We start from the raw sequence: 13,824 nt of genomic DNA, 5'->3' as shown, positions 1-13,824 counted from the left end.
TTAAAACTACACGTCTAGGTTTGCGTTCAATGCGTTCTCTTCAATGAAGTGACGACGCGGTTCAACCTGATCACCCATTAGTGTAGTGAACAATTCATCAGCCGCAACAGCATCATTGATAGTTACTTGCATCATACGACGCGATTCAGGATCCATCGTGGTTTCCCACAGCTGATCAGGGTTCATCTCACCAAGACCTTTGTAACGCTGTAGTGACAGGCCACGACGTGATTCTTTAATCAACCAGTTCAACGCTTCTTCAAAGCTTGTTACCGCTTGCTTACGCTCACCACGTTGTACAAATGCAGACTCGTCCAGTAGCTCATGAAGTGCTTCAGAAAGATCAGCCAGCTTCGCGTACTCTTTTGAGTTAATGAAATCGAAGCTTAATGCGTATTCGTAATCAACACCGTGAGTACGAACAACCACTTTCGGTAAGAACGCATTGTTTTCTTCATCACGAACAACCGCTGCCGTAAACTGACTCTCACCCGATTGTTTTGCATTTAACGCGTCAATCACTGGTGCTAACCATTCAGTTACAACAGATTCAGTTGCGAGCATGTCGGTTGTTAAACGAGGTTGGTATACCAATTCATTCAACAGAATCGTAGGGTAACGACGGCTCATGCGCGTTACTAACTTCATGCCTGCATTGTATTGCTTCACCAGGTTTTCAAGTGCAAGACCTGTGATTGCTGGTGCACCTTCACTTGTAAAGAGTGATGCACTGTCCAATGCCAATGATACTTGGTACTGGTTCATGTCTTCATCATCTTTGATGTATTGCTCTTGCTTACCTTTCTTCACTTTGTAAAGCGGTGGCTGAGCAATAAAGATGTGGCCACGTTCGATCAGCTCTGGCATTTGACGGTAGAAGAAGGTCAATAGTAACGTACGGATGTGCGAACCATCGACATCGGCATCGGTCATGATGATGATGCTGTGGTAACGCAATTTATCCGGGTTGTATTCGTCACGACCGATACCACAACCCATCGCAGTGATCAGGGTGGCGACTTCTTGTGAAGATAGCATCTTATCGAAACGGGCTTTTTCTACGTTTAGAATTTTACCTTTTAGTGGCAAAATCGCTTGGTTTTTACGGTTACGCCCCTGCTTGGCTGAACCGCCAGCAGAGTCCCCTTCCACTATGTATAGTTCAGATAGTGCAGGGTCTTTTTCCTGACAATCAGCCAGTTTACCTGGTAGACCTGCTAAATCTAGCGCACCTTTACGGCGTGTCATTTCACGAGCTTTACGTGCAGCTTCACGTGCACGAGACGCATCAATAATCTTAGTACAAACGGTTTTCGCATCTGATGGGTTTTCTAGCAAGAACTCACTCAGCTTCTCACCCATTGCCGATTCAACGGCAGGCTTCACTTCACTTGATACTAGTTTATCTTTGGTTTGGCTAGAGAACTTAGGATCAGGAACTTTAACTGATACTACTGCGGTCAAACCTTCACGGGCATCATCACCAGATGTCGCCGCTTTTGCTTTCTTCGAGTAGCCTTCTTTGTCCATGAAAGTATTCAGTGTACGCGTAAGTGCGCCACGGAAACCAGCAAGGTGACTACCACCATCGCGTTGTGGGATGTTGTTGGTGAAACAGTAGATGTTTTCTTGGAAACCATCGTTCCACTGCATTGCAACTTCAACAGAAATACCGTCTTCACGTTCAAAATTGAAGTGGAAAACTTTCGGGTGAATCGGTGTTTTATTGCGATTCAAGTGCTCAACGAACGCTTTAATACCACCTTCATACATAAAGTGGTCTTGCTTACCTTCTTCACGCTCATCAATTAATTTAATCGATACGCCAGAGTTAAGGAAAGACAGCTCGCGTAAACGCTTGGCTAAAATTTCGTATTGGAACTCAAGAATTGCGAAAGTATCTGCACTTGGCCAGAAACGAATACGCGTACCTGTACGCTCACCAGCATCACCAATAACGGCTAGCGGCGATTGCGGCTCACCATGGCAATAAACTTGCTGATGAATATCACCTTTACGGTGAATCGTCAGTTCGACTTTTTCTGATAGTGCGTTCACAACAGAAACACCTACACCGTGCAAACCGCCCGATACTTTGTAGGAGTTATCATCGAATTTACCACCGGCATGAAGTACCGTCATGATAACTTCAGCAGCTGATACACCCTCTTCTTCGTGAATTTCAGTTGGGATACCACGGCCGTCATCGCTTACCGAAACGGAACCATCTTCGTGGATAGTGACAATGATGTCTTCACAATGGCCAGCAAGAGCTTCATCGATAGAGTTATCGACGACCTCAAAAACCATATGGTGCAGGCCAGTACCGTCATCGGTATCGCCAATGTACATCCCTGGGCGCTTACGTACCGCATCTAGGCCCTTAAGCACCTTAATGCTTGATGAATCGTAATTGTTGGACATTGAGTTACTCTCGCTTAAATTATCCTTCGGTTATTTTACCGTGCTCCACGTGGAACATCTTGCCATGTTCATCTTGCAAATCAGCCACATGGTTCTCGCTAATTGCACTGATGAATACCTGGGCGTTGGTTTCTTTTAACCGTTGCGCTAACAGCGCACGCCGATGGCTATCCAGCTCGGAAGCAAAATCATCAATAAGGTAAATACACTGTTTACCGGTCGCCTCAGTAAGATGGGTTCCTTGTGCTAAACGTAACGCACACATCATCAACTTCAATTGACCACGCGACAACACATCTTCCACTGGCGTACCAGCCACTTTAATTCGTAAATCGGCTTTATGCGGCCCACCTACGGTATAGCCAAGCTGACAGTCACGCTCAAAATTGCGTTTCAACAGCTCGGCATACGGTGTTTCTTTTTCCCAGCCACGGTAATACCCTAGCTGGATATCAAATTCGGGTAGAAAGCCTTGGCAAATTTCCGTGGCTTTCACTTTTACGGCTTGCAGATACTCATCACGCCATACACTGATCGACTCAGCTAGCTGTGCGAGTTCTTGATCCCAATAACTGAGTTCGCGATAACTCTGCGCGGTTTTTAATAACGCATTACGTTGTTTAGTCAGCCGCTTAATACGGCTCCACGCTTGATAAAAACGCGGTTCGACATGAAATACGCCCCAGTCGATAAACGCACGACGAAATTTCGGGCCTCCACTCAGTAATTCAAACCCTTCTGGCGTGATTAGCTGCAGTGGTAAAACTTGCGCAAGCTGCGCCATTTTCTGCCCTGTTTCGCCCGCTATTTTGACTTCGGCGGTACCGTCTCTTTTTTTATTTAAGCCAAGCGGAAGCTCAAGGTGATTGTCGTGCTGAATACGGCCATGAATAAACAATTCATTTTGCTCATGACGGATCACTCTACTGGTTAAATGGCTGCGAAACGAGCGGCCATGTCCTAAATAGTGCACCGCTTCCAACACACTGGTTTTACCGCTGCCATTAGCCCCGATAAGAAAATTAAAGCTTGCTGATAAAGTCACATCGCAAGCTTCAATATTTCGGAAGTCTTTGATTATAAGTCGGGTTAACGCCATGCCTTATAGTCGAATTGGCATGACCACATACATGGCTTCGTCGTTGGCACAGTCTTCAATTAACGCACTAGCATTCGCATCGCTAAGCGACATACGCACTTGTTCACACTTAAGGGTATTAAGCACATCCAGTACGTAGCTAACATTAAAACCAATCTCTAGATCATCCCCATCGTAGCTAACATCAAGAAACTCTTCAGCTTCTTCTTGCTCTGGGTTATTGGCTGTAATGCGCATTTCATTACCAACAAAGTTAACACGTACACCACGGAATTTTTCATTAGATAAAATCGCGGCACGCGCGAAGGCTTTACGCAAATCATCACAACTTGCTTCTAATGTTTTAGTGGTATTTTGTGGCATCACTCGACGATAGTCAGGGAAGCGACCATCAACAAGTTTAGAGGTAAAGACAAAATTATTAACCGTTGCACGCAAATTGGCATTACCAATTTGAATGGTGACTTGAGCATCAGGCGTATCTAATAGACGTACCAGCTCTAAGACCCCTTTACGTGGCACAATAATTTGTTTGCTTGGCAATTCTTGCTCGATGTTGATCGCACACACCGCCATGCGGTGGCCGTCTGTTGCTACCGAACGTAAGTGCTGACCATCCGTTTCAAACAACATACCGTTTAGGTAGTAGCGTACGTCTTGGTGTGCCATTGAAAATTGAGTGCTATCGATTAGCTGGCGCATTTGGCCTTGCTGCAACGTCATCTCAACTTCACTTTGCCAATCGTCGATATTGGGAAAGTCATTGGCCGGTAGCGTTGCTAAGGTGTAACGGCTACGACCAGAACGAATAATCACCCGATCGCCTTCAAGAGCAATCTTGATCGCTGAAGTGTCAGGTAAACCACGACAAATATCGAGGAACTTACGCGCAGGCACAGTGATCGCACCAGCTTCGTAATCGCCGTCTAACGCCAGTTTAGCCACCAACTCTACTTCTAAGTCGGTACCCGTCATTGATAGCCAACCATCAGTGACTTGCAGTAACAAGTTACCTAGGATCGGTAACGATGGACGACCGCCTAATGCACCAGAGACCTGCTGCAGCGGTTTTAATAAATGTTCACGTTCAACGGAAAATTTCATATTAAGACGACAGTGTTCTAATTAAGTTTGAATAATCTTCTTTGATGTCGTGGCTTTCTTCACGCAGCTGCTCAATCTTACGACAAGCATGCAATACGGTTGTATGGTCACGACCACCAAATGCATCACCGATTTCTGGCAAGCTATGGTTCGTCAGCTCTTTCGACAGTGCCATCGCCATTTGACGAGGACGAGCAACAGAGCGAGAACGACGCTTCGACAGCATATCAGCCATCTTTATTTTATAGTATTCGGCGACAGTCTTCTGGATATTATCGATGGTTACCAATTTTTCTTGTAACGCAAGCAAATCACGTAGCGCTTCACGAACAAAATCGATGGTAATTGCACGACCAGTAAAATTGGCATTGGCAATAACGCGGTTTAATGCCCCTTCTAGCTCACGCACATTCGAGCGTAAACGTTTAGCAATGAAAAATGCCACTTCGTCAGCTAGGCGAATATTATTGTGCTCGGCTTTCTTCATTAAGATAGCCACGCGTGTTTCCAGTTCAGGCGGTTCAATAGCAACCGTTAGGCCCCAACCAAAACGCGATTTCAGACGATCTTCTACCCCACTGATTTCACGCGGGTAGCGGTCTGATGTCAGAATAATTTGCTGGTTACCTTCCAGTAATGCATTGAAGGTGTGGAAGAATTCTTCTTGTGAGCGCTCTTTGTTGGCGAAAAATTGAATATCATCGATCAACAAAGCATCCACGCTACGGTAGTAACGCTTAAATTCTTCTATCGCATTGTTCTGTAGGGCTTTTACCATATCTTGAACAAAGCGCTCAGAGTGCATGTACACCACTTTGGCGTTAGGTTTGCGATCGGCTATCGCATTACCCACCGCGTGTAATAAGTGTGTTTTACCTAAACCTGTTCCGCCATATAAAAACAACGGGTTATAGGCAGCACCTGGGTTGTCAGCCACTTGACGACAAGCCGCTAAACCTAATTGGTTTGATTTACCTTCAACAAAGTTATTGAAGTTGTGTTTCGGGTTCACGTTCGAGCGAAAACCCACTTGGGTTTCAGGCTGTACTGGTGACGGCGCAGGTTCCCACTGACGTTGCGGTGGCTCATGAACAATAGGGGCTGGCGCGACATGAAAGACTGGCGGCGCAGCAGCGGCTATCGGCCGTGGCGGTGGAGCAGACACAGGGCGGCTGCCCACTTCAAATCGTAGGACAGGCACATCATTACCGCAGAACTCATTAAGCTGACGGTTGATGTTGTTGAGATACCGATCTCTGACCCAATCCAGCACGAAGCGGTTTGGCGCAAACAAAGTCAGCGTATTATCGTTTAATTCAGCCTGTAAAGGACGTATCCACATGCTGAATTCTGTTGCAGAGAGCTCTTCCTGAAAACGTTGAAGGCACTGCAACCATAGCGAAGATGACAAGTTCGACTCCACACTGAATAACAAAACACAAAAAGGGAGCTAATTTTATACCTGCTGGCGCAGGATCGCCAGCAAAGAGATCGCAGATCCAGTGAATAAGATCCGAGTTATTCACATAATTCACACAATAGAGCCGCGGATCAGCACATATTCCCCCCTGATTACCCACAATATTATCAACAACAGCCTGGATCATCCTAACCTTACAAATGGTTATCTTTAATAACTCAACGTTATTTAATTAACAGACTTATAAACAAGTAGGATGTTTCAGCACAAAAACAATGTCAGCCAAGGAGTAGACAGAATGAAACGCTGGATAAAAACCACACTTACCGCTGTAGCCCTCACACTCGGGGCAACCCAAGCCGTTCAAGCCGCCACCGACGTAAAAGTGGGGATGTCTGGTCGTTACTTTCCGTTCACTTTTGTAAAACAAGATAAATTACAAGGTTTTGAGGTTGATTTATGGAATGAAATTGCCAAACGTAATGACTATAACGTGGAGTTTGTCACCGCCAGTTTCTCTGGCTTATTTGGCCTATTAGAAACAGGCAGAATCGACACCATCTCTAACCAAATAACCATAACCCCAGAGCGTGTGAGCAAATATGCGTTCTCTGATGCGTATGTGGTTGATGGTGCTCAACTTGTAGTGCGTAAAGGTAACGACAGCATCCAAAGTACCCATGATTTGGCAGGCAAAAAAGTTGGGGTTAACTTAGGGTCTAATTACGAGCAATTGCTACGAAAACTCACGAATGCCAGCGAAATTGAAATAAAAACCTATGACACAGGCATTGAACATGATGTTGCATTAGGCCGTACAGATGCTTTTGTCATGGACCGTTTATCATCGTTAGAACTGATTAAAAAAGCCAACTTACCACTACAACTTGCAGGCCAGCCTTTTGAGACCATTGAAAATGCATGGCCATTCGTAAAAAGTGAAAAAGGCCAGCAGTTACGTGACCAAGTAAATACCGCACTCACGGCTATGCGTGACGATGGGACTTTGGCCAATATTTCGATTAAGTGGTTTGATGCCGATATCACCAAATAAGCCAGCACACCGACTTATCGTTTACCGAGTACACTTAAACTCACCTTCGGGTGAGTTTTGTCGCTTAGCGCCTCTTTTTATTCTTATTACTTTTTTCTACTTGCGATTGAATAACATACTAGTGAGTAATCGGTCGTAAACCACCTTAAACATGGGACATCCACCATCATGGGTTTTGATTTTGACTACATGCTTTCCTTAATACCCATTTTAATGGGTTACCTCGGGGTAACCTTAACGATGGCGTTATGGGGCTTACTCTTTTCACTCATTATTGCCGTTGTTATTGCGCTCATTCGCGTTTATCGCATTCCTGTGCTTAACCAATTAGCACAGCTCTATATAAGCTTCTTCCGAGGTACGCCACTGCTGGTGCAGTTGTTCCTGCTTTATTACGGTTTACCGCAAGTCTTTCCTATTTTTATCGGTTTAGATGCCTTCAGCGCGGCTGTTATCGGATTAAGCCTTCACTTTGCTGCCTATAAAGCCGAAAGTATCCGTGCCGCGATCAATGGTATTGATCGGAGTCAAATGGAAGCCAGCTTGTCGATCGGTATGACCGAACTCCAAGCCATGCGCAGAGTTATTTTGCCGCAGGCCACCCGAATTGCGCTACCTTCGCTGATGAATTACTTCATCGATATGATCAAATCCACCTCGCTAGCTTTTACGTTAGGGGTGGCTGAAATTATGGCTCGAGCCCAAATGGAAGCATCATCCAGTTTTAAGTTTTTTGAAGCCTTTTTGGCTGTCGCACTTATCTACTGGCTAATGGTCGTGGTACTAACTCGCGTTCAATACTGGGCTGAAACCAAACTCAATAAGGCATACCAACGATGATTAATTTTACCCATCTCACCAAGCGTTTTGGCGACAGTACGGTTTTTTCTGATCTGGATTTAACCATCAATAAAGGTGAAATCGTGGTGATCATTGGGCCTTCAGGGACCGGTAAATCCACTTTATTGCGCTGTATTAACTTTCTAGAGCGGGCCGATCAAGGCCATATCCGCATTGATGATGTCAACGTCGACAGCCAAACGGCTAAACAGCGCGATATTCTGGATCTACGTCGAAAAACAGGGTTTGTCTTTCAAAACTACGCCCTTTTCTCCCATATGACCGCCAAACAGAACATTGCTGAAGGCCTGATCACCGTCAAAGGTTGGGATAAAGCAAAAGCATATGAACATGCCCAACAAATATTGGATGACATAGGGCTCGGCGATAAAGGGGATGCGTACCCTGCCGCATTATCAGGGGGACAGCAACAGCGGGTCGGAATTGGTCGCGCCATGGCATTAGACGCCGAGCTACTATTATTTGATGAACCCACCTCGGCATTGGATCCTGAATGGGTCGGTGAAGTACTGACATTAATGAAGAAACTAGCGACCCGTCATCAAACCATGTTAGTGGTCACTCATGAGATGCAATTTGCCCGAGAAGTGGCTGATAGAGTGATCTTTATGGCGGATGGTGGCTTCGTCGAACAAGGCTCTCCGGATCAGATCTTTGGCCACCCAAACGATCCCAGACTACAGAGATTCTTGAAACAGGTTGGGATCAATAAAGGATCCTTGCACTCGGACCAACAAAAAGTATAATGCAGCGCCCGTCTTTTTGATGGGTATAATGATTGACTCTTTATGTGTCAGTGATTACAATTCCGCCTCTTTGTTAGAGGTCGAGGATATTTTTATGTCCGAAACTAAATAACAAACTTAAAAACTGATCAGTTAATTTAAGGTAATACCATGAAACGCACTTTTCAACCTTCAGTTCTAAAGCGCAAGCGCAGCCACGGTTTCCGTGCTCGCATGGCAACTAAGAACGGTCGCGCAACAATCAATGCACGTCGTGCTAAAGGCCGTAAGCGCCTTTCTAAATAATCTCAGATTATTTTGAATAAGCTAGCCTTTTCTCGGGAGTTACGTCTGTTAACTCCCGAACATTATAAAAAAGTCTTCCAGCAAGCTCATCGTGCTGGCTCTCCTCACTTAACTATTCTTGCCCGTCCTAACGACCTAAACCTTCCTCGCCTTGGTCTTGCTGTTCCTAAGAAACAGATTAAAACTGCACCTAACAGAAACCGATTCAAACGTATTGTTCGAGAAAGTTTCCGTTTAAAGCAAGCTGACCTGCCTGCGAAAGATTTCGTCGTGATTGCCAAGAAGAGTGCTCAAGAGCTGAGCAACGAAGAGTTATTTAAACTGTTAGATAAATTATGGCATCGCCTGTCTCGCCCTTCGCGTGGCTAGTCGTACGACTAGTCCGCTTTTACCAACTGGCAATTAGTCCGTTACTCGGGCCACGCTGTCGTTTTACCCCTACATGTTCTCAATACGCTATTGAAGCTGTAAAAGCACATGGAGCGATAAAAGGTTGTTGGTTAGCAGCGAAACGTCTATTAAGATGTCATCCTTTAAACGACGGTGGTTTTGACCCCGTTCCGCCAACCAAGCATAACGACAGAGATAATTAACGATGGATTCCCAACGCAATATTCTGTTAATTGCCCTACTGTTTGTCTCTTTCCTACTGTTCCAACAGTGGAATATGGACAACAACCCTCAGCCTCAAAGCCAGGGTGTAGCGCAGCAAGTTAACAACAGTGGTGATGTGCCTTCACATTCTGCAGATGGCCAACCCGTTACAGACTTAATCACGTCCAACAACCTTATTACCATCAACACTGATGTACTGGCGCTAACTGTCGATACGCTAGGTGGTGACGTTATTGAAGCAAAACTGCTTGCTTACAACAACGAACTTGATTCAGAAGACCCATTTGTTCTACTGAAAAATGTAGAAGGTCACCGTTACATCGCTCAATCAGGTCTGATTGGCGCAAATGGTATCGACTCTACAAATGGTCGTGCACAACTTAAGATTGAAGGTACTGATTTCAACCTGGCTGATGGCCAAGACGAAATCCGCGTACCAATGACATACAGCCAAGATGGCATTAACTACGTTAAGACCTTTGTGCTTAAACGTGGTAGCTACGCGGTTGATGTGCAATACACTATCGATAACCAATCAGATAAAGCGGCAAACGTACAAATGTACGCACAGCTACGCCAAAGCCTGATGGACGACGGTGGTAGCCTAACCATGCCAACATACCGTGGCGGCGCATACTCAACTGACGATACCAACTACAAAAAATACAGCTTTGATGACATGCAGGATAAAAACCTTAACCTGTCTACGCATCAGGGTTGGGCTGCAATGCTGCAACACTACTTCGTTTCAGCTTGGATCCCACGTACTGAAGACGCATCTAACCTATACACCCGTGCAAGCGACGGTCAAGGTTACATCGGTGTTCGCCTTCCAGCGGCAACCATTCCAGCAGGTGGTGAGGAAACACTAACCTCAACGCTTTGGGTTGGTCCTAAACTACAAGACCAAATGGAAGCGACAGCGAAAAACTTAAACCTTACTGTTGATTACGGTTGGTTATGGTTTATCGCAAGCCCACTACACACATTGCTTTCGTTCATTCAGAGCATCGTTGTGAACTGGGGTCTAGCGATCATGGTGCTTACATTCATCGTACGTGGTGCTATGTACCCACTAACGAAAGCACAGTACACCTCAATGGCAAAAATGCGCATGCTTCAGCCTAAGCTGACTGCAATGCGTGAGCGTTTAGGCGATGACCGTCAACGCATGAGCCAAGAAATGATGGAGCTGTACAAGAAAGAGAAAGTGAACCCACTGGGTGGCTGTCTACCTATCTTGCTACAAATGCCTATCTTCATTTCATTGTACTGGGCATTAATGGAATCAGTTGAACTGCGCCATACGCCGTTCTTTGGCTGGATCCATGACTTATCAGCACAAGACCCGTACTACATCTTGCCTATCTTAATGGGTGCGTCGATGTTCATGATTCAAAAAATGAGCCCGACAACAGTAACGGATCCAATGCAGCAGAAGATCATGACATTCATGCCTGTGATGTTCACTTTCTTCTTCTTGTTCTTCCCATCTGGCCTAGTACTTTACTGGCTAGTATCGAACGTAGTGACACTAATTCAACAAACGTTGATTTACCGTGCGCTCGAGAAGAAAGGTCTGCATAGCAAGTAATTGCTCAGTCTTCATTGCTAAAAGGCGACCTTAGGGTCGCCTTTTTTATGCCTGTTTTATCCTATAGTTGTTAGCAGGTACTTACTCAGATTGATAAATGCCAGCCAAGTACTGCACATGCACTGCTAGGCATTCCCATCAACTCTGTTTACAATTAGCGCGAATTTTACGAATTAAGCCAAAGTTATGATCGAACATACTGATACCATAGTTGCGCAAGCGACACCGCCAGGCCGCGGTGGCGTTGGCATCATCCGCGTTTCTGGCCCAAAGGCAACGGAAGTTGCACTGGCTGTTGCTGGGCGCGAACTCAAAACTCGTTACGCCGAATACCTGCCTTTCAAAAATGAAGATGGAAGCGCACTGGATCAGGGCATCGCGTTATTCTTTAAAGGGCCAAATTCGTTTACCGGCGAAGACGTGTTAGAGCTGCAAGGCCACGGTGGTCCAGTCCTGATGGATATGATGATTAAACGCATCTTGAAGCTAGATGGTATCCGTGCGGCCCGTCCTGGTGAGTTCTCTGAACGTGCTTTCATGAACGATAAACTCGACTTAGCCCAAGCCGAAGCCATTGCCGATTTAATTGATGCCAGCTCAGAAGAAGCCGCAAAGAGTGCATTCAAATCGCTGCAAGGCGCTTTCTCAAATAAGGTGAATGAACTGGTAGAAGCCCTCATTCACCTTCGAATTTACGTCGAAGCCGCGATTGATTTTCCTGAAGAAGAAATCGACTTTTTATCCGATGGTAAGGTAAGTAAAGACTTACTTGGTATCATGGATAATCTCGAAGCCGTGCGTCGTGAAGCCAACCAAGGCGCCATTATCCGAGAAGGGATGAAAGTGGTGATTGCAGGCCGCCCTAACGCCGGTAAATCCAGCTTACTCAACGCCCTCTCTGGCAAAGACTCTGCGATTGTCACTGACATTGCAGGCACCACCCGTGACGTCCTACGCGAGCATATCCACATTGATGGCATGCCATTGCACATTATCGATACCGCAGGCTTACGTGAAGCCTCTGACGAAGTCGAGCGCATAGGTATCGAACGAGCGTGGGATGAAATTCAACAAGCCGACCGCGTATTATTCATGGTCGATGGCACCACCACTGATGCAACTGACCCTGCAGAAATTTGGCCTGACTTCATTGAGCGTCTGCCAGACAGTATGGGCCTGACAGTGATCCGTAATAAAGTAGAACTGACCGGAGAAGACGCAGGCATCTGCCACGTAAACAACCCAACACTTGTCCGTTTATCCGCGCGTACAGGCGAAGGCGTGGATAGCTTACGGGAACATTTAAAAGAATGTATGGGCTTCTCAGGCACCACAGAAGGTGGATTTATGGCGCGTCGTCGCCACTTAGATGCGCTTGAACGAGCCGCTGAACACCTTGAAATCGGTAAAAATCAGCTTGAAGGCTATATGGCTGGTGAGATCTTAGCGGAAGAACTTCGCCTCGCTCAACAGCACCTCAGTGAGATCACGGGTGAGTTTAGCTCAGACGATCTTCTCGGTCGGATCTTTACTTCATTCTGCATTGGTAAATAAGACGATCCAAACATTGATCATACCCACAGGAGACTGTTTATCCTGTGGGTAATTCTGACGTAACAACACATTCCACTTTACCAACAATCAGTTAAGCAACTTTCTTCCATCCGTTACCCTCAACGGAAACCGCCCTATTCCCGCCCTATTCCCGCTCTTGTCACGCAAATAAAAGCTAACCATAATCATCATTGCTAATAGCTTTCTTCAGCAAGTCCGACTCAAAGCCCCTACATTTACTCTCTGTTATCTCGCCCGCATCCGCGTACAATTACCCCTAAATAAGAGAATTCTTCTATCAATAAAACCGAACGAGAATAACAATGAGCCATATCACTCTGATCACTGGTAGCACCTTAGGCGGCGCAGAATATGTCGCTGACCACCTTGCTGAGCTGCTAGAAGACGATAACCACACCACTGAAACCATTAACCGAGCAGAGCTCAGTGATACGCCGACAAGCGGTTACTGGCTGGTGGTGTGCTCTACCCATGGTGCTGGTGAACTCCCTGACAATATCCAGCCTTTTATGGCTGAACTACACACCCATCAGTCAGACCTTTCACAGCTGAAATACGGCATCATCGGGCTTGGCGACTCAAGCTACGATACCTTCTGTGCAGCGGCCAAAATCATCGATCAACAGCTAACAAAACTCGGCGCTCAACGTATTGGAGAGCCTCTTCATATCGATATGTCTCAACATCCCGTACCTGAAGATCCTGCTGAAAACTGGCTAGCAACGTGGAAAGTACACCTTAAAGATTAAAATTTAACCGATTTTAATCCCATTTTAAGGGCTTTTTTGCTCTTTCTTCTGTGGATAACTATAGATCTAAACGGTGATCAACCCATAGTTATCCATTGCATAAGTTAGAGGTCGGGTTTGCCCTGTTGATAAGTAGCCATTTTGATCCCAGCTAATCCTAAAGATGATCCATGCTACTCCACAAGAAATGATCGTCTCTAACACCATGATCATTAGGATCATTTATCAGTTACCCACACGATCGGGCGATCCTAATAATAGATCTAATAAAAGATCTCTCTAAAAGATCTTTATATAT

13 protein-coding genes are annotated in these 13,824 nt (G+C 45.7%); 9 read left to right on the top strand and 4 right to left on the bottom strand.

The genetic code is table 11. The features are described 5' to 3' along the window. Nucleotides 1-6: 6 nt before the first annotated feature. The 4 genes from gyrB to dnaA are packed head-to-tail and all read right to left on the bottom strand — an operon-like array spanning nt 7 to nt 6,038. The gene (gene gyrB, locus ASV53_RS08795; RefSeq protein ID WP_062690413.1) at nt 7-2,424 is read right to left on the bottom strand and encodes a DNA topoisomerase (ATP-hydrolyzing) subunit B; all 2,418 of its coding nucleotides are present in this window, start codon (nt 2,422-2,424) and stop codon (nt 7-9) included. Nucleotides 2,425-2,443: 19 nt separating this feature from the next. Next, the gene (gene recF / locus ASV53_RS08790; protein WP_062690414.1) at nt 2,444-3,523 is read right to left on the bottom strand and encodes a DNA replication/repair protein RecF; all 1,080 of its coding nucleotides are present in this window, start codon (nt 3,521-3,523) and stop codon (nt 2,444-2,446) included. Between the two features lie 3 nt (nt 3,524-3,526). Beyond that, complete coding sequence (gene dnaN / locus ASV53_RS08785; RefSeq protein ID WP_094956819.1) at nt 3,527-4,627, bottom strand: DNA polymerase III subunit beta; 1,101 nt, start codon at nt 4,625-4,627, stop codon at nt 3,527-3,529. Nucleotide 4,628: 1 nt separating this feature from the next. Then, nucleotides 4,629-6,038 carry a chromosomal replication initiator protein DnaA gene (dnaA, locus tag ASV53_RS08780; protein WP_062690415.1) on the bottom strand — a complete coding sequence of 470 codons (1,410 nt, stop codon included), beginning with the start codon at nt 6,036-6,038 and terminating at the stop codon, nt 4,629-4,631. A gap of 307 nt (nt 6,039-6,345) precedes the next feature. Here dnaA and ASV53_RS08775 point away from each other — a divergent pair, with 307 nt between their 5' ends. From ASV53_RS08775 to mioC, 9 genes are all read left to right on the top strand, one after another. Beyond that, nucleotides 6,346-7,101, top strand: coding sequence for an amino acid ABC transporter substrate-binding protein (locus ASV53_RS08775; RefSeq protein WP_094956818.1), 756 nt, complete (start codon nt 6,346-6,348; stop codon nt 7,099-7,101). A gap of 168 nt (nt 7,102-7,269) precedes the next feature. Beyond that, nucleotides 7,270-7,941, top strand: coding sequence for an amino acid ABC transporter permease (locus ASV53_RS08770; protein ID WP_094956817.1), 672 nt, complete (start codon nt 7,270-7,272; stop codon nt 7,939-7,941). Then, nucleotides 7,938-8,708 (top strand): amino acid ABC transporter ATP-binding protein, encoded by a 771-nt coding sequence (locus tag ASV53_RS08765; protein ID WP_094956816.1) that lies wholly within the window; start codon nt 7,938-7,940, stop codon nt 8,706-8,708. The genes ASV53_RS08770 and ASV53_RS08765 overlap by 4 nt, the downstream gene beginning before the upstream one ends. A gap of 150 nt (nt 8,709-8,858) precedes the next feature. Continuing rightward, entirely contained in the window at nt 8,859-8,993 is a 135-nt protein-coding gene (gene rpmH / locus ASV53_RS08760) for a 50S ribosomal protein L34 (protein WP_006233350.1), read from the top strand. A gap of 12 nt (nt 8,994-9,005) precedes the next feature. Next, nucleotides 9,006-9,362 carry a ribonuclease P protein component gene (gene rnpA / locus ASV53_RS08755; protein ID WP_062690417.1) on the top strand — a complete coding sequence of 119 codons (357 nt, stop codon included), beginning with the start codon at nt 9,006-9,008 and terminating at the stop codon, nt 9,360-9,362. Then, nucleotides 9,329-9,586, top strand: coding sequence for a membrane protein insertion efficiency factor YidD (gene yidD / locus ASV53_RS08750; protein ID WP_083540919.1), 258 nt, complete (start codon nt 9,329-9,331; stop codon nt 9,584-9,586). The genes rnpA and yidD overlap by 34 nt, the downstream gene beginning before the upstream one ends. 2 nt (nt 9,587-9,588) lie before the next feature. Next, on the top strand, nt 9,589-11,202 hold the full coding sequence (gene yidC / locus ASV53_RS08745; RefSeq protein WP_094956815.1) for a membrane protein insertase YidC: 1,614 nt from the start codon (nt 9,589-9,591) through the stop codon (nt 11,200-11,202). Nucleotides 11,203-11,388: 186 nt separating this feature from the next. Continuing rightward, the gene (gene mnmE / locus ASV53_RS08740) at nt 11,389-12,756 is read left to right on the top strand and encodes a tRNA uridine-5-carboxymethylaminomethyl(34) synthesis GTPase MnmE (protein WP_062690418.1); all 1,368 of its coding nucleotides are present in this window, start codon (nt 11,389-11,391) and stop codon (nt 12,754-12,756) included. A 323-nt stretch (nt 12,757-13,079) separates the two neighbouring features. Continuing rightward, nucleotides 13,080-13,526 (top strand): FMN-binding protein MioC, encoded by a 447-nt coding sequence (gene mioC / locus ASV53_RS08735; RefSeq protein WP_094956814.1) that lies wholly within the window; start codon nt 13,080-13,082, stop codon nt 13,524-13,526. Nucleotides 13,527-13,824 lie beyond the last annotated feature (298 nt).

Source organism: Photobacterium sanguinicancri, assembly GCF_002265265.1.
GTDB lineage: Bacteria > Pseudomonadota > Gammaproteobacteria > Enterobacterales > Vibrionaceae > Photobacterium > Photobacterium sanguinicancri.
This window is presented reverse-complemented; position numbering and strand designations above follow the sequence as displayed.